The 23,102-nt window shown below is 66.4% G+C and carries 15 protein-coding genes, 1 pseudogene and 2 riboswitches; of the genes and pseudogenes, 9 read left to right on the forward strand and 7 right to left on the reverse strand.

The features are described 5' to 3' along the window. The first annotated feature begins 123 nt into the window (after positions 1-123). Positions 124-3,642, forward strand: a complete 3,519-nt coding sequence (locus AB3X94_RS37035) for an SNF2-related protein (RefSeq protein ID WP_368614100.1) — start codon at positions 124-126, stop codon at positions 3,640-3,642. A 230-nt stretch (positions 3,643-3,872) separates the two neighbouring features. On the opposite strand, the gene AB3X94_RS37040 is transcribed toward AB3X94_RS37035, so the two are convergent. Next, on the reverse strand, positions 3,873-4,139 hold the full coding sequence (locus AB3X94_RS37040) for a hypothetical protein (protein WP_368614101.1): 267 nt from the start codon (positions 4,137-4,139) through the stop codon (positions 3,873-3,875). A gap of 539 nt (positions 4,140-4,678) precedes the next feature. Here AB3X94_RS37040 and AB3X94_RS37045 point away from each other — a divergent pair. The 4 genes from AB3X94_RS37045 to AB3X94_RS37060 all read left to right on the forward strand — a co-directional run bounded on the left by AB3X94_RS37045 (position 4,679) and on the right by AB3X94_RS37060 (position 10,077). Beyond that, positions 4,679-5,419, forward strand: a complete 741-nt coding sequence (locus AB3X94_RS37045; protein ID WP_368614102.1) for a response regulator transcription factor — start codon at positions 4,679-4,681, stop codon at positions 5,417-5,419. Then, positions 5,416-6,867, forward strand: coding sequence for a FecR domain-containing protein (locus AB3X94_RS37050; RefSeq protein ID WP_368614103.1), 1,452 nt, complete (start codon positions 5,416-5,418; stop codon positions 6,865-6,867). The genes AB3X94_RS37045 and AB3X94_RS37050 overlap by 4 nt, the downstream gene beginning before the upstream one ends. A 66-nt stretch (positions 6,868-6,933) precedes the next feature. Then, positions 6,934-9,420 carry a CHASE2 domain-containing protein gene (locus AB3X94_RS37055; RefSeq protein ID WP_368614104.1) on the forward strand — a complete coding sequence of 829 codons (2,487 nt, stop codon included), beginning with the start codon at positions 6,934-6,936 and terminating at the stop codon, positions 9,418-9,420. 42 nt (positions 9,421-9,462) lie between these two features. Next, a complete protein-coding gene (locus tag AB3X94_RS37060) occupies positions 9,463-10,077 on the forward strand; it encodes a DUF4136 domain-containing protein (RefSeq protein ID WP_368614105.1) in 615 nt (204 codons plus the stop codon). Positions 10,078-10,115: 38 nt separating this feature from the next. Here the strand turns inward: AB3X94_RS37060 and bluB are convergent, their stop codons facing one another. The 5 genes and pseudogenes from bluB to cobA form a co-directional block, all read right to left on the reverse strand. Further along, positions 10,116-10,775, reverse strand: a complete 660-nt coding sequence (bluB, locus tag AB3X94_RS37065) for a 5,6-dimethylbenzimidazole synthase (protein ID WP_368614106.1) — start codon at positions 10,773-10,775, stop codon at positions 10,116-10,118. Next, positions 10,759-12,111, reverse strand: a complete 1,353-nt coding sequence (locus AB3X94_RS37070; protein WP_368614107.1) for a cobyrinate a,c-diamide synthase — start codon at positions 12,109-12,111, stop codon at positions 10,759-10,761. The genes bluB and AB3X94_RS37070 overlap by 17 nt, the downstream gene beginning before the upstream one ends. Before the next feature lie 3 nt (positions 12,112-12,114). Then, positions 12,115-12,717 (reverse strand): cob(I)yrinic acid a,c-diamide adenosyltransferase, encoded by a 603-nt coding sequence (cobO, locus tag AB3X94_RS37075; protein ID WP_018421084.1) that lies wholly within the window; start codon positions 12,715-12,717, stop codon positions 12,115-12,117. Then, on the reverse strand, positions 12,714-13,169 hold the full coding sequence (locus tag AB3X94_RS37080; protein WP_368614112.1) for a cobalamin biosynthesis protein: 456 nt from the start codon (positions 13,167-13,169) through the stop codon (positions 12,714-12,716). The genes cobO and AB3X94_RS37080 overlap by 4 nt, the downstream gene beginning before the upstream one ends. Positions 13,170-13,211: 42 nt before the next feature. Beyond that, positions 13,212-13,937: pseudogene (gene cobA, locus AB3X94_RS37085) on the reverse strand (uroporphyrinogen-III C-methyltransferase); the annotation flags it as partial. 243 nt (positions 13,938-14,180) lie between these two features. Then, positions 14,181-14,450: riboswitch (cobalamin riboswitch) on the reverse strand. An 80-nt stretch (positions 14,451-14,530) separates the two neighbouring features. After that, a riboswitch (cobalamin riboswitch) is annotated at positions 14,531-14,809 on the forward strand. A gap of 202 nt (positions 14,810-15,011) precedes the next feature. Between cobA and cobW the strand changes: the two are divergent. The 4 genes from cobW (at position 15,012) to AB3X94_RS37105 (ending at position 21,694) form a co-directional block, all read left to right on the forward strand. After that, complete coding sequence (gene cobW, locus AB3X94_RS37090; protein WP_281374983.1) at positions 15,012-16,103, forward strand: cobalamin biosynthesis protein CobW; 1,092 nt, start codon at positions 15,012-15,014, stop codon at positions 16,101-16,103. 13 nt (positions 16,104-16,116) lie between these two features. Continuing rightward, positions 16,117-19,935 (forward strand): cobaltochelatase subunit CobN, encoded by a 3,819-nt coding sequence (cobN, locus tag AB3X94_RS37095; RefSeq protein WP_368614108.1) that lies wholly within the window; start codon positions 16,117-16,119, stop codon positions 19,933-19,935. Next, positions 19,932-21,023, forward strand: coding sequence for an ATP-binding protein (locus AB3X94_RS37100; RefSeq protein WP_368614109.1), 1,092 nt, complete (start codon positions 19,932-19,934; stop codon positions 21,021-21,023). The genes cobN and AB3X94_RS37100 overlap by 4 nt, the downstream gene beginning before the upstream one ends. A 131-nt stretch (positions 21,024-21,154) precedes the next feature. Continuing rightward, positions 21,155-21,694, forward strand: a complete 540-nt coding sequence (locus AB3X94_RS37105; protein ID WP_368614110.1) for a magnesium chelatase — start codon at positions 21,155-21,157, stop codon at positions 21,692-21,694. A gap of 65 nt (positions 21,695-21,759) precedes the next feature. On the opposite strand, the gene AB3X94_RS37110 is transcribed toward AB3X94_RS37105, so the two are convergent. Further along, positions 21,760-22,704 carry a flagellar brake protein gene (locus tag AB3X94_RS37110; protein WP_176105858.1) on the reverse strand — a complete coding sequence of 315 codons (945 nt, stop codon included), beginning with the start codon at positions 22,702-22,704 and terminating at the stop codon, positions 21,760-21,762. Between the last annotated feature and the right edge of the window lie 398 nt (positions 22,705-23,102).

The raw sequence follows: 23,102 nt of genomic DNA on the forward strand, positions 1-23,102 counted from the left end.
CCGGTTACCACAGGCAAATCGCAGCTGTTCAGAATCGGCCGGGCGTCGCGAGCGAGCGTCTCCCGTCGCATGGTTCGACCCGCGCGCGCTTGCCTTCGCCGGTTTGAACAGGAATGCACGCGGATGTCGTCAGTTTTCTTCGATCGGGAAAGCATTGCGGAATGGCTCGGTGAGCACACCGTCGCCAAGGCGCGCTCGGTGGGCGCGGTCAGCAACGTCAAATGGCAGGGCGAGACGCTGTCGGGCGACGTGCAGGGCTCGCAGCCCCAGCCTTACCGGACACGGGTCCGATTTCGTACCGATGGCGGGTCGCCGTGGGCCGAAGGCGAATGCACGTGCCCGGTCGGGCGCAATTGCAAGCACGTCGCGGCGCTGCTGCTCGCGGAACTCGACTACCACGACGAGATGGATCACATCACGCAGGTCGAGGACGACAGCGGCCCGGCGACGTCGGAGGTGTTCGTCGCGCGACGGATCACGGTCCCGGGCGTGCTGCCGGCGCCATCACCATCACCATCTTCGACTCCAGGTGTGCGGCCCGAACTGGTCAGCTGGCTCGAGCGTTTTCGCGCGCGAGCCCGCGCGGCTGACGCCGCCGCCGAAAAAAATGCCGCCCGCAAGGTGGAGGCCCCGAGCAGGGAAACGCTCGCCTATCGGCTCAACTGGTCGCGTTTTCATCTGCGCCACGAGGTCGTGCTGCATCGCGCGCGTTGCGACGCCGACGGCGTGATCGTCGAAGTCGGCGACAGCTGGGGCGACGTCGAAGGCGCGCTGCACAGGCAGCCGCGCTTCGTGTCCGACGAAGACCTGTCGATTCTGCGCGGCCTGTGGCTCGGCCGCTCGCGCGAGGACCTGGGTCAGTTCGTGCTGCGCGGCACGAGTGGCGCGGAAACGTTGCAGAAGCTGATCGCGACCGGCCGCCTGTTCTTCGACTTCAGGATCGCGCCGGGCGAGGCCCGACCGACGCCGCTCGCGCGCGCCGCCGACCGGCCCGGGCGCATCGAATGGGAGCCGCTCGCCGACGAGCGTCTGCGCCCGGTGCTGCGCACCGAACCGCGCGCGAGCATGGTGCTGCCGACCGAGCCGGTCTGGTACGTGGACGGCGTCGCCAACGAGGCGGGCGTTGTGCCGCTGTCGCTGCCGTTCCAGCAATTGCCCGACTACCTCGCGATGCCGCCGATTTCGCTCGCCGAGGCGCCGCTCGTCGCGTCGGTGCTGCGCGAGATCGCGCCCGAGCTGCCGCTGCCGCCGACCCACGACGCGCCCGCGATTCGGGTGATCGATGTCGAGCCGGTGCCGGTGCTGACGCTGAACAGCCAAGCGCTGCCGGGCACCGCGAAGGGCATGAAAACGGCGAAGGCCGCAACAACCGCGAAGGCCGCGAAGGCCGCCGAGCACAAGTCCGCCGCGGTCGAGCTGGCCGCGGCGAGCTTCGAATACGACGGCGTCAGCATCAACGCCGACAGCAGCGTGACGCTGGTGCCGCTGCCGGGCGGCGACGTGATTCACATCCGCCGGCGCTACGACGTCGAGAAAAAGCGCTTGCTGGAATTGCGCAAGACCGGTCTGCAGAAGGTGCCGACGCGCAATATGCAGGCGGCGCGTCTGTTGCCCGACACCATGCTCGGTCTGCCCGATGCCGACGCGTGGTCCGAGTTCGTCAACGACGCGGTGCCGGATCTGGTCGCGAAGGGCTGGCGCGTGACGATGGCGCCCGAGTTCCGCTACAACGTGATCGAGATCGACTCGATCGACGGCACCGCGCAGCAAGCCGGCGACGGCTGGTTCGATCTGGAGATGGGCATCCGCGTCGGCGAGCGCAACGTGCGGCTCGAGCCGCTGCTGGCCGATCTGTTCCGGCGCGACCGGCGCTGGCTGTCTGGCGCGCTGGAGAGCATCCGCGACGACGAGCCGATCGAGCTGAAGACGGAGGAGAACAAGCGTCTGCGGTTGCGCGCCGATCGACTGAAGCCGGTGGTGCGGGTGCTGGTCGATCTGTTCGATTCGCTCGGCGGCGCGCTTGCCGAAGGCGCGCCGCTGCGCGTGCCCGCGGTCGATGCCGGCCGCCTCGATGCGCTGCACGACACCGGTCGCTGGCAGTTCAGCGGCGACGCTTCGATTCGCGAGCTCGCGCGCCGTCTGCAAGCCGGACCCGGCTTGCGCGAAGTGGCGGTGCCGCGCGGTCTGAAGGCCGAGCTGCGCGCGTATCAGCACCAGGGCCTGAACTGGATGCAGTTCCTGCGCGAACAGGATCTGGCCGGCGTGCTCGCCGACGATATGGGGCTCGGCAAAACCGTGCAGACGCTCGCGCACATTCTCGCGGAGAAGGAAGCGGGGCGGCTCACGCAGCCCGCGCTGATCGTCGTGCCGACCACGCTGGTGCACAACTGGCGCGAGGAAGCACGCCGCTTTGCACCGGAGTTGAAGGTGCTGGCCCTGAACGGGCCGCACAGGAAGGAACGCTTCGAGCAGATCGGCGAACACGAACTGATCCTGACCACTTATGCGCTGCTGTGGCGCGATCAGAAGGTGCTCGGCGAGCACGACTATCATCTGCTGATTCTCGACGAAGCGCAGTACGTGAAGAACGCGACCACCAAGGCCGCGCAGGCGATTCGCGGCTTGCGGGCGCGGCATCGGCTGTGTCTGACGGGCACGCCGCTCGAGAATCATCTCGGTGAGCTGTGGTCGCAGTTCGATTTTCTGCTGCCGGGCTTTCTCGGCAGCCAGAAGGACTTCACGCGACGCTGGCGCAACCCGATCGAGAAGAACGGCGACGACGTGCGCCGCGCGTTGCTTGCGCGCCGCATCCGGCCGTTCACGCTGCGCCGGCGCAAGGACGAGGTCGCGAAGGAACTGCCGCCGAAGACGACGATCGTGTGCCCGGTCGATCTCGAAGGCGCGCAACGCGACCTGTACGAAACCGTGCGCACGGCGATGCAGCAGAAGGTGCGCGCTGCGGTCAGCGCGCAGGGGCTCGCGCGCAGTCACATCATCGTGCTCGATGCGTTGTTGAAGCTGCGCCAGGTGTGCTGCGATCCGCGGCTCGTGCGCACCCCGAGTGGCATCACGGACGGCGCGGCCGCGAGCGGCGGCGAGCGGGCGATGCGCTCGGCCAAGCTCGATCTGCTGCTGTCGATGCTGCCCGAGCTGATCGAGGAAGGTCGTCGCGTGCTGCTGTTCTCGCAGTTCACCGGCATGCTCGCGCTGATCGCCAAGGCGCTCGACGAGGCCGCGATCCCATACGCGATGCTGACGGGCGACACGGCTGATCGGGTGACGCCGGTCCAGCGGTTCCAGCAGGGCGAGGTGCCGCTGTTCCTGATCAGCCTGAAGGCGGGCGGCGTGGGGCTGAACCTGACCGCCGCCGACACGGTGATCCACTACGACCCATGGTGGAACCCGGCCGCCGAGAACCAGGCGACCGACCGCGCGCATCGGCTGGGACAAGACAAGCCGGTATTTGTCTACAAGCTGATCGCGGCCGGCAGCATAGAGGAAAAGATCGTCGAGCTGCAGGAACACAAGGCCGGGCTCGCCGACAGCATTCTCGCGGAAGACGCGGCAGGCGCCGCGAAGTTCTCGGACGACGATCTCGACGCGCTGTTCGCACCGATACCGGAAATCGAGGGCGCGCGGTGAGCGCGAGCCGACGATCGAACGAGGCAATGCAGAGGCAATGCGCAGCATCCCAGCTTTGGGAATCTGATGCGCTGCAGCAACGTTAAAGGGGGCCGGACTGTAACAAAACGTCTGCGTGTGTAAATGGCCGCCGCGGGAGGCTTCAACTCATACCAATTTCGAACTCGCGCTGTGCAAGACTTGCGCGTCGCGTGCTTCCGGACCAGGCGTAATAACTACTTTCCCAGCGGTTACAAAGGAAGTTCTTTCTTCTTGAGCGCGGCTTCGCGCCGGGCTAACGTGACATTACTCGTGCGGCTAGACCCCGGCGAGCGTGTGTAGTGTTCTTTAGGCGGCGTTGCTTCGACAGGGGCAACGCCGCTTTTTTTGCCCGCGACACGCGCGCCCGGCATCATCCGCTGACTGCCTTTGACGCATTGCGTCATCGCATTGGCCATCAATGTGAAGCACTCGAACGCCTCATACAAAAACGGGCTGCGCGTCTCGCGCACCTGCATAAGGATTGCATCAAATGACAACTCGCCCCGAGACGAAATCTAACAATGTTTAAACGATTTATTCTGAGATTATTCTTATACTGAACACGCAATTGTTAAATAAGAGTATCTGAAAGGAATCTTGAAGCGGATAAGCGGCATTGCCGAAAAGCCGCTCCAGCAAGGATCTGCGGCCCGCATTGTGATGTCCGTCCGGCTGCCTCGCAGTGCTGGCAGACCGGAGGAACCTAAGAAATACGCCAATCGTTTTCGATTAGGGTTTTTCGCGACGGATTGCCGGTCCACGGTAAGCGGGATGAAAGAGGGTTTTCGATTATCATGATCTGCCCTGCATAAATCGCTATGGAAATCACATTTATGCGCTGATCTCAGCTTCATGAAACCAGCGTCATAGCAGGGTACGGCGAGGGACCATTAGTCAGAAAGTAGCAGCCGGAATTTAATGGAAAGCCGGATCGGCGGCGCTATGTCGTCATCCCGGTCGTCAGCCGGTGCGCCGGCCGTCAGCCGCGAAAGGTGCTGTTACGTTGTGGGGTGTTATGAGAATTGCTGTCCTCGATGATGATTCGGCTCAGGCCGACCTTGTGTGTCAAACGCTATCCGCCGCTGGACACGTCTGTCATGCGTATGGCGCAGGGCGCGAACTCGTGCGCCAGTTGCGTCGCCAGACGTTCGACCTGCTCGTGCTCGACTGGAACGTTCCGGACATGTCCGGCGAAGAGGTGCTTCGGTGGGTGCGCGAGAGCCTGTCCGAGCGTCTGCCGGTACTGTTCATGACGAGCCGCGGCCGCGAATCCGACATCACTTCGATTCTGAATATCGGTGCCGACGACTATCTCGTCAAGCCCGTGTCGGGCGCGGTGCTGCTCGCCAGGGTCGGCTCGCTGCTGCGGCGTGCGTATTACCTGAAGCCGCCGGCGACCAGGGAAGTGTTCGGTGACTTCGAGTTCGACCTGAGCGCCAAGCACGTCATCGTGCGCGGCACGCCGGTCTCCGTCACGCAGAAAGAGTTCGAACTCGCGCTGTTGCTGTTTCAGCATATGAGCCGGCCGCTGTCGCGCGCACACATTCTCGACGTGATCTGGAAGCAGGCAACCGACATCCCGTCGCGCACGATGGACACCCACGTGTCGATGTTACGCAGCAAGCTCGGTCTGCGCCCGGAGCAGGGTTATCGGCTCACACCGATCTACGGCTATGGCTACCGCCTCGAGCGGATCGAAGCCGACACACCACCTACCGCCGACGACGAACCCACTGAAGAAGCGGGGGAGGCGTGACCGTCTGCGTGGGTGGGGCGGCGTCGGGCAGCGGCGCTATCTCCGGCCGCCGCGCCGCCGCGTGGCTTGCCGCGGCCTGTCTGATCGCAACGGGCGCGACCGGTTGGAGCGCGCTCGCGCACGCGCAGCCTGCGCGCGGCAAGGCCGGTGCGAAGGCGTTGCCGGTCTACGCTTCGTACACCACGCACGAAGGCGACACGCTGTACGACATCGCCGCCCGCTACATGGCCGACCCATCCGACTGGGCGCTGTTGAGCAGGCTCAATCACGTGCCCGCGCCACGCCGCATGCCGGCCGGCATCGTGCTGCGTTTGCCGTTCCAAAGGCTGCGCCAGGATCGGGACACGGCGCGCGTGGTCGCGACCAGCGGTCCGGTCGAGCACGCGTTCGACACGAGCCCTTATCTGCCGTTGAAGAGCGGTGAAACGCTTGCCGAAGGCGATCACTTGCGCACCGGCGCGAACGGGTTCGCGACGCTCGAACTGCCCGACGGCTCGTATGTGACGGTCGCGCAAAACGGCGAACTCAATATCGAGAGGCTGCGGCACATCACGCTGACCGGCGCGGCAGATCGCATCTTCCAGTTGCGTTCGGGCGAGGTCGAAAGCCAGGTCACGCATGCGACGCGACGCGACGATCGCTTCCAGATCCGGTCGCCTTCGGCGGTCGCCGGGGTGCGCGGTACGCGCTTCCGCGTCGATTACAACGGCGACACGCAGACCACCGCGGTGGCCGTGCTCGATGGCGCGGTCGGCGTCGATCCGGCCACGCAGCACGGCCAGAGCGCCGCGCCGGCGCCGGGCAGGCCGCTGCAGGCGTCCGACCAACTGGTCAAGGCAAGCTTCGGCAACGTCACGCACTCGGGCGAAGCGGTCGGCAGTCCGCTCCAACTGTTGCCGGCACCTTCGCTCGCGCGGCCGGCACGCGTGCAGGACGGCAAGACCGTCGCGTTCGACGTCAACCCGGCCGAGCACGCGCTCGGCTATCGGCTGCAGATTTCGCACGATGCCGATCAGCTCGACCTGGTGCGCGATCTACGCGTGAGCGTGCCCCACGCCGACTTCGGCGATCTGCCCGACGGCACGTACTTCGTGCGTGTTGCGTCGACCGATAGCAACGGCCTCGACGGCCTGCCGAGCGTGTATGCGTTCGAGCGCCGCCAACTCGGGCTGGACGCTTCGGCCACGCAGCGCGCGGGCAGCCACGACTACGAGTTCCGCTGGTTCGTCAGCCACAGCAACGTGCCGACGCGTTTTCGCTTCGTGCTCGCGATGACGGCTGATCTAAGCCATCCCGCGATCGATCGCACCGATCTCGCGGGCGGCGAGCTCGTGATCAGCGATCTGCCGCCAGGTGTCTACTACTGGACGATCGTCGCCGAGCAGTTCGACAACGGGCGCTTCTACGAAAAGAGCAGCCCGGTCCGCTCCTTTACGCTGGCGCGCTGACGCTGGTAGATTCTCGGAGCCGGCCTGCTGGCCGGTCCGTCCTCTGGTTCCCGACTACATCGTCCCTTGCCCGCCACTTCTACGCGACTGAGCCTCGATCCGCGCGCCCGTCTCGGACGGCGGGCCGGCCGGCGCTTTCTGACCGAGTGGCTCAGCGTTGGCTGCCTCGGCCTCGCGGTGATCCTGCTGACGTCGTTCGGGCGCGTCGGCGCGGGCATCGATCTGCTGGTGTACGACCAGTTTCTGAAGCTGCGCGCGCAGCCGCTGCTGTCGGACATCGTCGTCGTCGAGATCGACAATGCGACCATCGACGCGCTCGGCCGCTGGCCGTGGCCACGCAGCGTGCATGCGCGGCTCCTCGAGCAGCTCGCCGCGGCCAAACCTGCCGCGGTGATCTACGACGTGCTGTTCACCGAGCCCAACGTCGACGACGCCCGGCTCGCCCACGCCATCGCGCTGAGCCCGACCTATCTGCCCGTGCTGCTGACGCCGCCCGATGCGAGCGGCGAGCGCACCGTCGATGAACCCGTCACGCCGCTCGCGCAGGCAGCCGCCGGGCTCGGTCACATCAATTTCGAAGTGGACAGCGACGGCATCGTGCGCAGCGTCGCGCGCTTCCAGGGCGACGAGCACTCGCGCTGGCCGCAACTGACGGTGCTCGTCGCCGACGCGGTCGAACACGGCAAGCTGCATCTGCGCAACGGGCTGCCGCCGCGTCGCTCGAACGAGCCCGCGCGCGGCAGCGACGACGGCCGCGAAGACCGCTTCCTGATACCGTTCGGCCCGAATGCCGCGAGCTACGCGAGCTTCAGTTTCGCCGACGTGCTCGCCGGCAAGGTGCCGGCCGATCAGTTGCGCGGGCGCATCGTCGTGATCGGCGTGACGGCGTCGGGTCTGTACGACCGCTTCGCGACGCCTGTGTCGGGCGAGCTCGGTCCGCTGCCAGGCGTCTACATCCACGCGAACGTGCTCGACACGCTGCTGACCGGCCGCGAGATCCAGCCGGTCGCGCTGTGGATCGTGTTCGCGGCGGCACTCGCGCCGCTCGCCGCGTTGCTCGGCGGCTTCCTCGTACTGTCGCCGCGCCGCTCGCTGATGCTGACCGGCGCGCTGGTGCTGCTCGCCGTGGCCGGCAGCGCGCTGCTGCTGTACGGCGGCAGGCTGTGGATGTCGCCGGTGCCGGCGATCCTCGGCGTCGCGATCGTCTACCCGATCTGGAACTGGCGACGCCTCGAAATGACGATGGCGTATCTGCGCGGCGAGCTGCAACGTCTCGCCGACGAGCCGCATCTGCTGCCCGAAACGCCGAAGCGCCGCCGCGAGTTCGGCGGCGACGTGCTCGCGCAGCACATGGCGCTGATGGCTGAGGCCGCGCAACGGGTGCAGGACATGAAGCGCTTCGTGTGGGACAGCCTCGACAGCATGCCGGAGCCGATTCTCGTCAGCGATGTGGGCGGCGTCGTGCTGATCGCGAATCACGCGGCGAAAGCGCATTTCGCGCGGCTCGGTGCGCCGATGCCCGAGGGCCAGCCGATGCATAACGTGCTCGGCGGGCTCACGCTCGTGAAGACGATCGATACCGGCGCGGCCTCGGACAACCAGCGCAACGTGCACGCACACGCGCACTGGCCGGCGCCGCTCGATCCGACGCGCGGCGAGTTCGCGGCGCTGATGGCGCAGGGTGTCGAGGTGCGCGACACGAACGAGCGCGACCATCTGCTGCGCTATGCGACCTGCACCAACGCGCAGGGCGAGACGACCGGCTGGATCGCCGGTCTGGTCGACGTGTCGGCGCTGCATGCGGCCGAGCGTCAGCGCGAGGACGCGCTGCGGCTGCTGTCGCACGACATGCGCTCGCCGCAGGCGTCGATCATTGCGCTAGTCGAGATCGAGCGGGCGCGGACCGAGCCGGCGCTCGCGCGCGGCGTGCTCGAGCGCATCGAACGCTACGCGCAACGCGCGCTCACGCTCGCCGACGACTTCGTGCAACTGGCGCGCGCCGAATCGCAGGCCTATTTGCTCGAGCCGCTGAGCCTGACCGAACTCGTCATCGATGCGAGCGACGAGGTCTGGCCGCAGGCGCACGCGAAGCGCATTACGCTGCATACCGAAACCGGCGACGACAGCAACGACGATCCCTGGATTTGCGCCGACCGCTCACTGATGACACGCGCGCTCGTCAATATTCTGAACAACGCGGTCAAGTACAGTCCGCCCGACACGCGCATCGTGTGCAGCTTCGCGAGCCAGCCGGCGGCGAGGCGCGAGGGCAGCGGGGCGGCACGCGTCGCGTGCACGATTCGCGACCAGGGCTATGGCATCCCGAAGGAGCAGCAGGCGGGGCTATTCGAGCGCTTTCGCCGTTTTCACGAGGCAGAGCGGCCGGAAGTGGGCGGCGCGGGACTCGGCATGGCGTTCATCAAAACCGTCGTTACGCGCCACGGGGGCAGCGTCGAAGTCGTCAGCGCGCCCGGCGAGGGGACGGCGTTTACGATCTGGCTGCCCGCGCTCGACGACGCGCCGCTCGATGAAACGAGCGCACCGCGCGCCTGATGCGCTCGTGATGGATTCGATGGACTAGAGAGAAGACAGAAAATGGCGAAGATCGCTCACCTCTGTGCCGCGCTGGCCGCGGCGAGCCTCACCGCTTGCGCGGGCCTCGGCGCCGACGTACACACCGTCTGCGCTAACGGCGCCGACCACGCCGTTGCGCTGCAAGGCGAGCAGACCTATTCGCTCGCGCGCACGCAGGCGCAGGACGACAGCGCCGACCATCCGCAAGTCGAAAAGCTGCTGCGCGACGAGTTGGCGAAAAACGGCTTCGTCGATGCGGCGGGCAAGCCCGCGCATTATCTGCTGTCGATCGCGTATAGCACGCGGCCGGCGTCGATCGGCATTGGCGGTGGGGATTGCGCGCCCGCCGATTGCGGCGCGGGCAGCGACGGTCCAGGCGCGCTGCTTTTCGGGCGCAAGTATCAGCACGCGCTGACGCTGCGCTTTTTCGACTATGCGAGCGGCACCGAGCGCTACAAGGTCAGCGCGGTGTATAGCGATCGCGACGCGGACCCGCTGCATGCGCTGCCGCTGCTCGTGAAAACCGCGCTTGCGAAGCTGCCGTACGACGCGCCGGCCGACTGGCGCGTGAATCTCAGTATCGACAAGGCGAGCGGTGCGCCGAACGTCGAGTCGATGGAGCCGCTGCAGCGCTAAACAACGCATCTTCGAGTCGCCGGAGCCGTGCGTGTCGGTTATTCCGGCACCGGTTCGCCGCGTGGCCAGCGGTTTTCGAACACACAATCGGCTAGCGGCAGACGGCTCGCCCAGCGCTCCGTTTCGAGCATCGGCTCGCTGTAGAACGCATCGACGTGGCCGAGGCACAGAATCGCGACCGGCCGCGCGCCTTCCGGCATCGCCAGTAGCCGGTGCACCGCGTCGACATCGAACAGCGACACCCATCCAAGCCCGAGTCCTTCCGCGCGCGCGGCGAGCCACATGTTCTGGATCGCGCACGCGACCGAAGCGAGGTCCATCTCCGGCAGCGTGCGACGGCCGAACACGTGCTGCTCGCGCCCGTCCATCAACGCGATCACCAGCAGCTCCGCGCAGTCGCGCATGCCTTCGACCTTCAGCTTCATGAATTCGTCGCGGCGCTTGCCGAGCGCGTCGGCGGTAGCGAGCCGTTCGCGCTCGACGATGTCGCGCAAGCCCGTGCGCAGCGCCGCATCGGTGATGCGCACGATGCGCCACGGCTGCATGTAGCCGACGCTCGGCGCGTGATGCGCCGCGTCGAGCAGACGCCTTAGCACCGCCGGATCGACCGGATCGGGCACGAAGTGGCGCATGTCGCGGCGTTCGTAAATCGCGCGATAGACCGCATCGCGCTCGGAGTCGTCAAAAGGCTTCGCCATGAAAGAGGGCGGCCGTGAAAGCCGGGTTGGAGGGCCAGTAAGCGTGCATATAGGTTGCCACAATCGGGCCCACGCGGAACACCGCTTCGCCGGGGGTGTCGCTGCGCGCGCGGGTGGCGAAGCGCTGCGGCGCGAGCGGTGTCGCGAGCTTCGAGTAGTGGAACGTGTGGCCGGTCAGCGTGCCGTGGATGCCGTCGATCTGCTGCATGCCGAGCGACGTGAAGCGCGTTTGCATCGTCGCGTGACCGGGCAGCAGGCCGAGCATGCGCGTGCTCGTGCCTTGCGCGTCGGTCAGGGTGTCGAGCAGGTAGAGCATGCCGCCGCATTCGGCGACCACCGGTTTGTCCGCCGCGACGTGCGCGCGGATCGATGCCGCGCTGCTCATGTTGCCCGCGAGCGTCGCCATATGCAGTTCGGGATAGCCGCCCGGCAGATAGAGCGCGTGCGCGTCGGCGGGCAACGCTTCGTCGGCAAGCGGCGAGAAATAGCTGAGCCGCGCGCCGAGCGCTTCGAGCAGCGCGACGTTGGCGGGGTAGATGAACGAGAACGCGGCGTCACGCGCGATCGCGATGTGCGTGCCTTCGAGCAGACGCGGCAGCACCTCGGGCGACGGTGTGCCGAAATCGACCGGCGGCGGCAGTTCGGCGAGCGCGGTCGACGCGAGCGTATCCGCCGCGTGTTCGAGGCGCGCTTCGAGATCGTCGATCTCATCGGCTTGATGCAGGCCGAGGTGCCGGTCGGGCAGCGTGATCTCGTCGCTCGCGGCGATGTGGCCGCACCAGCGCAGTTCGGGCGGCAGCGCTTCCTGCAGCATCTGCGCGTGCCGGGCCGAGCCGACGCGATTCGCGAGCACGCCGTGAAACGGCAGTTGCGGTCTGAAGCGCGCAAGGCCGAACGCGAGCGCGCCGAAGGTCTGCGCCATTGCCTGCGCGGAAATCACCGCAAGCACCGGCACGCCGAACGTGGTCGCCAGATCGGCGCTGCTCGGCGTGCCGTCGAACAGGCCCATCACGCCTTCGATCAGGATCAGATCGGCTTCTTGTGCCGCCTGCGCGAGCAGGTTGCGGCACGCGCTTTCGCCGACCATCCATAGATCGAGCGACAGCACCGGCGCGCCGCTCGCGCGCGCGAGGATCATCGGGTCGAGAAAATCCGGTCCGGTCTTGAACACGCGCACGCGACGTCCGAGCCGCCGGTGATAGCGCGCGAGACCCGCGGTGATCGTGGTCTTGCCTTGTCCCGAGGCGGGCGCGCTGATGAACAGCGCGGGGCACGCTGCGGAGCGAGTCCCCTTGGGGGGCGCCCCGAAGGAAGTCCCGTTGGGGGGCGCGGACATCGCTCAGAACTCCACGCCGCGCTGTGCCTTCACACCCTGCTCGCGATACGGATGCTTGATCGCGCGCATTTCGGTGACGAGGTCGGCGGCTTCGATCAGCGCGTCGGGCGCATGGCGCCCGGTCACGACGACGTGCAGCATCGGCGCGCGCGCGTTAATCACGGCGAGCACTTCGTCGAGCGGCAGGTACTCGTACTTCAGCACGGTGTTCAGTTCGTCGAGGATCACCATCTGATAGTCGCCGCTTTCGATCATCCGCCGCGCTTCGTTCCAGCCCTTGCGCGCGGTTGCCATGTCGGCTTCGCGGTTCTGCGTGTTCCACGTATAGCCGTCGCCCATCGTGACGAAATCGCATTGCGCGATCGCTCCGAGGAAATCGCGCTCCGACGTATGCAGCGCGCCCTTGATGAACTGCACGACACCCAGCCGCATGCCGTGGCCGAGCACCCGCACGGCCATGCCGAACGCGGCCGTGCTCTTGCCCTTGCCGGTGCCGGTGTTGACGATCAGCAGGCCTTTTTCGACGGTAGCGCTGGCCTGCTTCTTTTCGTGGCCTTCGCGGCGCCGTTCGGTCATGCGTTGATGCGATTCGGGATCGGTTTTCATCGGAGGTCCTGGTCTTGAGGGGCGGGATGGAAGGGCGCTACGTCGCCGGGTGCGCTGTCGCTCGCCGCCGCAATCGCGACCGTAATGCCGGCGTGCGTGGTCTTGTGTACGACCAGACGTGCGTTTTGCGCGATTGTCGCGCGGACCGACGCTGCTGCCGCCAGTAGCGCACACGGTTCGCACACACCGTCGACACCAAGATGCGCGCGCGCGGCCGCCGACGGCGACGCGACCGGTGCGGCGGCGATCTGCTCGCGGCTGAACAGTTGCAGCGGTAGTTGATGGCGCGAACAGAATTCGAGCAGACCTGCTTCGTTGGCTTTGGCGTCGATCGTCGCAATGGTGTGGATCTGCTCGAAGGCATTCGAACCGAGTGCTGCGCGCACGGCGGCTTCGATGTCAGCCGCATCGCTGTGCAAGCGGCAACCTATGCCGACGCTCAGCGTTTTAATCGCGCTCGCAGCTTGTTCGTGATCGACTCGGCCGTCGCGTTTGGCCGCATCACGCGCAAGCGCGAACGAGGCCACGCCGCCGATCACGACGATCGCCGGCGAGCCGAGCCCCGCGCGCACGACCGCCTCGGCAAACTCGCGCAGCGGCGCGAGCACGTGACGCTGCTCCGGCCGCGTCGCCGATTCGATCGCCGCGCAGGGCGTATCGGCGGACATGCCGGCCGCGAGCAACGCGCCGACGATTTCGCCGAGCCGCCGCATGCCCATATAGATCACGAGCGTCATGCGCGTCGCGGCGAGCGCGGCCCAGTCCGGTTCGCCGCTGCCGGCGCCGTGGCCGGTGACGAACACGACGCCCTGCGCGTAATCGCGATGCGTGACCGCGATGCCGAGCGTCGCGGGCGCGGCGATGCCGGCCGTGATGCCGTTGATCACGTCGACTTCAACACCAGCCGCCTGCAGCGCCTGCAATTCTTCGCCGCCGCGGCCGAACACGAACGGATCGCCGCCTTTGAGCCGCGCCACGCTGCGTCCCGCGCGCAGATGCCCGAGCATTTGCGCGACGATGTCCGCTTGCGGAGTCGACGGATGGCCGCCGCGCTTGCCGACGTATACGACTTGCGCGTTGGCGCCCGCGAACTGCAGAACGTCGGGATTGACCAGATCGTCGACCAGCACGACATCGGCCTGCGCGAGCGCACGGGTGGCCTTCAGCGTCATCAGTTCGACGTCGCCGGGACCGGCGCCGATCAGCCAGGCGCGCGTCATCGCGGCGTGCATGGCGCATGCCATGCGGAGATGGGAGGGGAGTGGCGGCGTGCGACGGTGCGCGCGGCGGTGAATATGGATGTCATGCGGTACAGCGAATCCGGGCGCGGCCACTCGTGCGGTTCGCGGCGGATTCTTCAGTGAGAACGCCACGACACGCGCGATGCCGCGCTACTACGCCTTCACATCCGTTCCCCGCGGATTCCGGCGGCCGGCGGCGCAACCCGATGCACGCATGCATGCGGCGCCGCCTCCGCGTCTGGCCGGTATCCGGGCTGGCGGCCTCACGCGCTTCGCCTTCCCGTCCCGGTTTGCGAATCTGCGGATTCGCGGGGACAGTGGCATCAAAAAACGCATGCGCGGCACAGCGGAATCGAAGCTGAATCGAACCGCGCGCCGCAGGTCGCTTACCGTTGCGGGGACAGCACAGGTTGAACGCGCGACGCGCTGCCTGTTTCCCGTTTAACTGCACATGCGAGCGCATGTGCGGGCACCAAACGCGCGCATACGATAGCACATGACGCCTTGCCGGATAAGCCGCGGCGGCGCTTTCCGACGCCCTGCGTTCCTTGACTGCGCATGCCCGGGGGCCTACACTCGCACGCACTTTGGGTGCTCGCGTGCGCGTTCGTGCGCATGCAGTTAAACGGGAAACAGGGAGCCATCTGCGCTAGAGCGGCTAACCTGTGCTGTCCCCGCAACGGTAAGCGGAAAGCGGTTCCGGCTTGATAGCCGGGCGCCGCGGTGCCGACTTCGATGTCCTCGCGCAAGGTCGCGTCGACATATCACCACTGGACGAGAAACCACTCGTCCGGGAAGGGGAAGCGGCGCTTTCGCCAGCCCGGATACCGGCCCGAAGAAGCAGAACGACCGCCGCGGGGATGCGGCGGCGCGTTCATGACCTCAGTTCCGCTTTCTGTATTTCCGTTGTCGCGGCAATGCCGTCGTTCGTCCCCGTGTCTGGTGATCGCTGGTACTGTTGCGCGTGCTTCATTCGCTCCATTCGCCAGCCGATGCCGACCGATGCGCGGAACTTGCGGCAGACCAATGCAACGCAAAGGGATGGACCTCACGATGCAAACTCAATTGCGCAAGATTCCCGTCACGATCGTTACCGGCTTTCTCGGCAGTGGCAAAACTACGTTGCTGCGGCACATCCTTCAGCATGCGGGCGGCAAGCGCATCGCGGTGATCGTCAACGAGTTCGGCGAACTCGGCATCGACGGCGAAATCCTCAAGGGCTGCGGCATCGGTTGCGATGAAAACGGCGTCGAGACCGAAGGGCAATTGTATGAACTCGCGAACGGTTGTCTGTGCTGCACCGTGCAGGAAGAGTTTTTCCCGGTGATGGAAAAGCTCGCTGAGCGGCGCGACGAACTCGATCACGTGCTGATCGAAACCTCGGGGCTCGCATTGCCGAAGCCGCTCGTGCAGGCGTTCAACTGGCCGCAGATCCGCAACGGCTTCACGGTCGACGCGGTGGTGACGGTGGTGGATGGCCCCGCCGCCGCAAGCGGCCAGTTCGCCGATAACCCGGTCGCCGTCGATGCGCAGCGCAAGGCCGATCCGAATCTCGATCACGAGTCGCCGCTGCACGAGCTGTTCGAAGACCAGTTGTCGGCCGCCGATCTGGTGATTCTGAACAAGACCGATCTGATCGACGACGCGCGGCAGCACGAAGTGGAAGCCGCGATCCGCGCGGAGATTCCGCCGCAGGTGAAGATCGTGCGCGCGCAGCGGGGGCAGCTCGACCTGCATACGCTGCTGGGGCTCGAAGCGGCGTCGGAACAGACGATCCATCTGCGTCACGACCACCACGGTTCCGCCGACGACCCCGATCATCACCACGACGAATTCGATTCGGTCGTCGTGCAGGCATCGGTGCCGTCGCGCGACGCGGCGCTCGCCGCGTTGCAGACGCTGGTCGAAAGCCACACGATTTACCGTGTCAAAGGCTTCGCGGCACTGCCGGGCGCGGCGATGCGCCTCGTGATCCAGGGCGTTGGCCGGCGCTTCGACAGCTACTTCGACCGGCGCTGGCAGGCGGGCGAAAGCGGCGACGACGCCCTGAGCCGCTTCGTGCTGATCGGCGAAGACCTCGATCAACCCGCGCTGCAACAGGCATTCGACGCGGCGCTCGGCGCGACGTCGAACGCGACGGCATAACGGGCGCGCCAGCATGCATTTGCTGCGCACGACGCCGGGCGGTTTCGTCGACGATACGCAGGGCGTGATCCGCATCGATCAGCAGCCCGCCGAGATCGTCGTGCTCAGTTCCGCCGACACCACGCTGTCGCTGCTCGCGAGCGTGGTGCCGCGTCTCGATGACGGCTTCCCGAGCCTGCGGCTCGCGAACGTCACGTATCTGCGTCAGCCGGCCTCGGTCGATTTCTATCTCGACGACGTGTTGCAGCATGCGCGCGTGGTCGTCGTCGATCATCTCGGCGGCGAAGCGTATTGGCCGTACGGCATCGAGCAGGTCGTCGCGCTCGCGCAGCGCAAACAGCAAACGCTCGCGATGTTTTCCGGCGATCTGCAGGAGGACCCGAACCTGCTCGCGCGCAGCACCGCGAGCGCCGAGTTGTGTCAGCAGTTGTGGCGCTATCTGCGCGAGGGCGGTCCGCAGAACGCCGAGGCGTTTTTGCGCTGCATCGCGTACCGCGCGCTCGGTTGGGGGCGCGCGCCCGAGCCGCCGCGCGCATTGCCGGCCGCGTCGCTGTATCACCCCGAGCGCGATACGCCTACCGTTGCCGACTGGCAGGCGCGTTGGCGGCAGGACGCGCCGGTTGTCGCGATCCTGTTCTACAAGGCGCATCTGCAGGCCGCCAATACCGCGGTGTTCGATGCGCTGATCGATGCGCTCGAAGCGCAAGGGCTCAATCCGCTGCCGCTCGCGATCACGTCGTTGAAGGATGCGATGAGCCGCGATGTCGTGCAGTCGCTGTGCGCGCAACATGGCGTCGCGCTGGTGCTGAACACCACCGCGTTCGCCGCGTCCGCGATCGACGACCCCGAGCCGCTCGCACTCGCCGGCGACGCGCCGGTGTTCCAGGTGATCCTGAGCGGCGGCAATCGCGACGATTGGCTGAAAGACAACCACGGCCTCAATTCGCGCGACATCGCGATGCACGTCGCGCTGCCCGAGGTGGACGGGCGCATCATCACGCGCGCGATCAGCTTCAAGGGGCTCGCGTATCGCTGTGCGCATACGCAGGTCGACGTGGTTCGTTATCAGCCCGACCTCGAACGGGTGCGCTTTCTCGCCGAGCTGAGCCGGCGCTGGTGCCGTCTGCGTTCGCTCGATAACGCCGACAAGAAAGTCGCGTTGATTCTCGCGAACTATCCGATGAGCGAAGGGCGCATCGGCAATGGCGTGGGACTCGATACGCCGGCATCGGTGGTCGGCATTCTGTCGATGCTGCGCGATGAAGGCTATCGTGTCGGCGAATTGCCAGACAGCGGCGACGCGTTGTTGAACAGGCTGACCGAGGGCGTGACCAACGATCCGGTCGTCCGCGATCTGCGTCCGGCCCTGCAAAGCCTCGCACTCGACGACTATCGCGCGCATTTCGACGCGTTGCCGGCGAGCGTGCGCGACGCGTTGAACGCGCGCTGGGGCAAGCCCGACCAGGACCCGACGCTGCGGCGCGGCCGTTTCATGATCGCGGGCTGGCGCTGCGGGCAGGTGTTCGTCGGCATTCAGCCTTCGCGTTCGCGCGAGCAAGGCGACTATGCGAGCTATCACGATGCCGAGCTCGTACCGCCGCATGCGTACCTCGCGTTCTACTTCTGGCTGCGCCACCAGTTCGGCATCGACGCGGTCGTGCACGTCGGCAAGCACGGCAACCTGGAGTGGCTGCCGGGCAAAAGCGTCGCGCTGAGCGATGCGTGCTGGCCCGATCTGATTCTCGGGCCGATGCCGCATCTGTATCCGTTCATCGTCAACGATCCGGGCGAGGGCAGCCAGGCGAAGCGGCGCGCGCAGGCGGTGATCATCGATCATCTGATGCCGCCGCTTACGCGCGCTGAAAGCTACGGGCCGCTGCAAGACCTCGAACGCCAGGTCGACGAATACTACGAAGCATTGATGGTCGATTCGCGTCGCGCAAAGCTCTTGCGTCGCACGATTCTGACGACGATCGTCGAGCATCGGCTGCACGAAGAGCTGAGTCTCGCGGCGCCGAACGGACAGGACGATGAAGACGCGCTGCTCACGCGCGTCGATGCGTGGCTGTGCGAGCTGAAGGAAGCGCAGATTCGCGATGGCCTGCATACGTTCGGGCAGTCGCCGCGCGGCGTGCAGCGACGCGATACGCTGCTCGCGCTCGGGCGCTTTCCCATCGGCGATGGACAGGGCGGCAAGGCAGGGCTCGTCGACGCGCTGGCGCGCGATCTGCGCATCGATCATCTGTTCGATCCGTTGAGCGTGGATTGGGCCGCCGCATGGGACGGCCCGCGTCCCGAAGTTTTGCAGCGGGTCAGCGACGCACCGTGGCGACATTGCGGCGATACCCGCGAGCGCCTGGAGTTGCTTGCGGGCGAGCTGTTGCGCGGCGTCTGCGGTGTCGATTGCGATGACGCGGATCGTTCGTGGGCCGTCCCCGCAGGCGACGAAAGTCTGCCGCAAGCGGCACAGGTGATCGCGCGCCTGCGCGACGACGTGCTGCCGCGCCTCGACGCCTGCGGTCCGCAGGAAATGACGCAGCTCAAGCGCGGCCTCGAAGGGCGTTTCGTGCCGCCAGGTCCGAGCGGCTCGCCTTCGCGCGGTCGGCCCGACGTATTGCCCACCGGCCGCAACTTCTATTCGGTCGACACGCGCGCGGTGCCGACCCAAGCCGCGTGGGCACTCGGCCTGAAATCGGCACAGCAACTGATCGAGCGGCATCTGCAGGAGCATGGCGATTATCCGCGCGCGATCGGCCTGTCGGTCTGGGGCACCGCGACGATGCGCACCGGCGGCGACGATATCGCCCAGGCGCTCGCGCTGCTCGGCGTGCGGCCGAAGTGGGCGCCGGGCAGTCATCGCGTGACGGACTTCGAGATCATGCCGATCGAAGCGTTCGACCGGCCGCGTATCGACGTCACGCTGCGCGTATCCGGCTTCTTTCGCGATGCGTTCGCCAACGTGATGCATCTGTTCGATGCGGCCGTACAAGCCGTTGCCGAACTCGACGAGCCCGCGGAGCTGAATCCGATTCGCGCGCGCGTGCAGCGCGAACGCGATGCGTTGATCGCCCGCGGCATGGACCCGGTCGATGCGCGCAAGCGCGCCGGCTGGCGCGTGTTCAGCGCGCGACCCGGCGCGTACGGCGCGGGTCTGCAGCAGATGATCGACTCGCGCGAGTGGCAGACCGACGCCGATCTGGCGAACGCGTACCAGGCGTGGGGCGGATATGCGTATGCGCAGAAGAGCGCGGGCGAGGAAGCGCATCAAGCGTTTGGCGCGCGCCTCGCAGCGCTGGATGTGGTGCTGCAGAACCAGGACAACCGTGAGCACGACGTGCTCGATTCGAACGACTACTACCAGTTTCAGGGTGGCATGGTCGCGGCGGTACGGCATCTGGCCGGTCAGCAGCCGAGTGTCTATCACGCCGATCACAGCAATCCGGCCGCGCCGCGCGTGCGGACGCTGCAGGAGGAGATTGCGCGCGTGATCCGCTCGCGCGTCGTCAATCCGAAATGGCTCGATGGCGTGAAGCGCCACGGCTACAAGGGCGCGGCCGAGATCGCCGCGACCGTCGACTATCTGTATGGCTACGACGCGACCGCGCGCGTGATCGCCGATCATCAATACGCGCTCGTCGCCGATGCTTATCTGAACGACGCCGACACCCGCGCGTTCATGCAACGGCACAACCCGCATGCGCTGCATTCGATCTGCGAGCGTTTGCTCGAAGCGATGCAGCGAGAGCTGTGGCAGCAGCCGGGCGACTATCGCGCGCAGGTGGAAGCGCATCTGCTTGCGAGCGAACAGCAGATCGAAGGAAGACAAACATGAATGGAGCGATGCTAGGAACGGACGGCCTGGGTGGCGCCGGCTCCTCGTCGGGCACCGCGTCGCGGCCGGTTTTTCCGTTTGCGGCGCTGATTGGCCAGACTTCGCTGCAGCAGGCGCTGGTGCTCGCCGCGATCGATCCGGGCTTGGGCGGCGTACTGATTAGCGGACCGCGCGGCACCGCGAAGTCCACCGCCGCGCGCGCGCTCGCCGAACTGCTGCCGGAAGGGCAGTTCGTGAATCTGCCGCTTGGCGCGAGCGAGGATCGTCTGATCGGCACGCTCGATATCGAAACCGTGCTGCGCGACGGTTCGGTGCGCTTCTCGCCGGGGCTGCTCGCGAAGGCGCATCGCGGCGTGCTGTACGTCGACGAAGTCAATCTGCTGCCCGATGCGCTCGTCGATGCGTTGCTCGATGCGGCGGCGAGCGGCGTGAATACCGTCGAACGTGATGGCGTGTCGCACAGTCATGACGCGAGCTTCGTGCTGATCGGCACGATGAATCCCGAAGAGGGCGAGTTGCGGCCCCAGCTGATCGACCGCTTCGGTCTGATGGTGGAGTTGCAGAACGCGTTCGAGCCGCAGGTGCGGCAGGCGATCGTCAAAGCGCGGTTCGCGTTCGATCTCGATCCCACGGGGTTTCGTGCCTCTTATGCGGAGCGGCAGGCTTCATACGTGCAGCGAATTCGCTCGGCGCGCGCGGCGCTGCCGCTGCTGGCGTTCGATGACACCGTCCATGCGCGCGTGAGCACGTTGTGCATCGACGCGGCCGTCGACGGCCTGCGCGCCGACCTCGTGATGCTGCGCGCGGCGCGCGCGCTGGCCGCGTTCGAACAGACGGATGCGGTGACGGTCGGACATGTGGAGCGCGTCGCCGATGCGGTGCTGCTTCATCGGCGACGTCAGCATGATTCGCAACATGTGAATCAGCGTCAGCCGGAAAGCGAGGCGCGGTCACAGGGCGTCGCCGGGGGGGCGTCCGGCGATACGGCGATATCTTCCGCTGACTCCGACTGGGGTTACCTGCCGCCCGAGCCGACCGCGACTGTGCCTGTCAAAGGCGTCATTCCGCTCGACGCAAAAAAACGCTGAGCCATCGGAAGGGCGCCGCCGCTGACTCGCGCAGCGGTTTTCGATGGCCGCAAGGTGCGGGGGCGGATGCGCGCGACACGTCGCGCGGCGAACCTGGCCGGCGCATTGCCTGGCCACCGACGCTCGCCGCGATGCGCGAGCGCACACTGCGTCGCGAGCATTTGCGTTTCGCACGCGAAGCGCCGCGCGGCGCTGTGCTGCATTGCTTCCTGCTCGATTGCTCCGGGTCGATGCTGGCCGGCAAACGCCTCGCGCTCGCGAAGGGGCTACTGACTGCCTTGTTCGACCGTGCGAGTGCGATGCGCACCGAGGCTGCGCTGATCTGCTTCGGCGGTGCGGGCGCGGACATACGCTTCGGCCCCGCCGTGCCGCGCTGGTGGAACGAACGATGGCTCGCGCCCGTGGGCGGAGGTGGCGGCTCGCCGCTCGCGTCGGGCGTGCGGAGCGCCGCGCATTTGCTCGAGCGCTGCGCGCGGCGACGGCCGGCCCAGCAGCGCTGGCTCTGGATTCTGACCGACGGCCGCACGCGCGACGAACCCGCGCGGCCGGCCGACGCCCACGAAGTCGTGTTCGTCGATTTCGAGCGTGGTGCGATACGGCTCGGCCGTTGCGAAGTGCTCGCCAATGCGTGGGGAGCGCGGCGGTTGACGCCGGAACAGCTGATCGGCTGATCGATGTGTGCGCAGCGAGCTCGGACTGCTCCGTTCGCGCGCGCGTTGGTTGCCAGCCGGAGCGTCTATTTCAGCCCGTTGGACCAATGCTGCACATCCTCCTGACGATCGAACACGAACACCTTCATCGCCATCTGTTGAGCGGAATCGAGTTGATCCAGTTCGAGCCCATGCATGGACGGCTCGCCAGGCGTCTTGCCCTTCTGAACGTTGCGGATCACTGCCATCGTCTCGATCTGCGAATCGTATTCGGCCGACTTCAGCCGAAACGCGATGCGTAGCCGCTCGCCGACCTCGCCCAGTGTCCATGACGCGCACAACGACATGCCGAGTGCGCTGATGCCTTTGGCGAGGCCAAGGCCTTCGTACGTGTCGCCGGCCCCACCGATGCCAAACCGCACGGGCAGATGCGCGTGGACGCGGATCGATTTGCGCTCGCGTAGCCGGCGGACCATGCCGGGTCTCGACAACACGACATAGTCGAACGGCACGCGGCAGACTGCTTCGACCGTGCAGACGAAACGGAACACGGCCTGACTCGCGATCGCGACGAGCTCGACGTTCTCGCCGGGCGTGAGCGGCAGCGGTTGGCCCTGCTGCATCGGCGGCGTGACGAACAGCGCATGATTCGGTGCGAAACCGATGATGCGGCATGGGTGCATCGGCGCGCCGCTGCCGAGTTGCGAACGCATGCCGATCAGGGCGCCGATCTCGAGGTGCATGTCTTTCAGCGTCAGCTCGCCGGTCTCGTCGGGCTGGGTCGTGGGCGCCGGCGGTTGTTGTGCGCCGAGGTCGTACAGGTCGCCGCGGTGCGGGTGGAAGTGTTGAAACAGAAAGGCGCGTTCGTCGGTGGTCGCGAGCGTCGTCGCGCTTGCGAACAGCAGCGTACCGTCGGCATCGACGATCGGCCATGGGAGCGGCGTGCCTACCGGCACCGAATCGGGTTCGAGCGCCGGCGATGCAGCGGCGCGCTGGGTTTCCTCGACGTGTGCGTCGACGGGATTGTCCATAGTCGGCAGCTAATTTAAGTGGCGGGATGATCTGATTGACGGCGAGGAAGGGTAAAACTTTAACTTGGGGAGCGGTGGCGGATTCGAGCTGTGCACGGACTACTTTGTTTTGTCGGTATCTGGACTTCAGTGGATTGAATTGGAGGACTAACTATTTTTGCTTCTTTTTAGGTCTGACGTGAGTTGACTCTTTTGCGGGTGTGGGCAAGGAGATGGAGACGAGTGTCTTTGCTCCCAAAAGAAATTCGCAGAAGGGGCTTGACGGGTTGCCGACCGCTCTCCATAATCTCGCTTCTCTGCTGCAGACGCAGCGACGCAAACGAAGCAGTGCCGGGTGGTGGTAGTTCAGGCGCTGCGGGTTGGGCGGATCGATCTTTAAAAACTAACAGCCGATAAGT

The sequence above is a fragment of the Paraburkholderia sp. BR10923 genome (genome assembly GCF_040948765.1).
GTDB lineage: Bacteria > Pseudomonadota > Gammaproteobacteria > Burkholderiales > Burkholderiaceae > Paraburkholderia > Paraburkholderia youngii.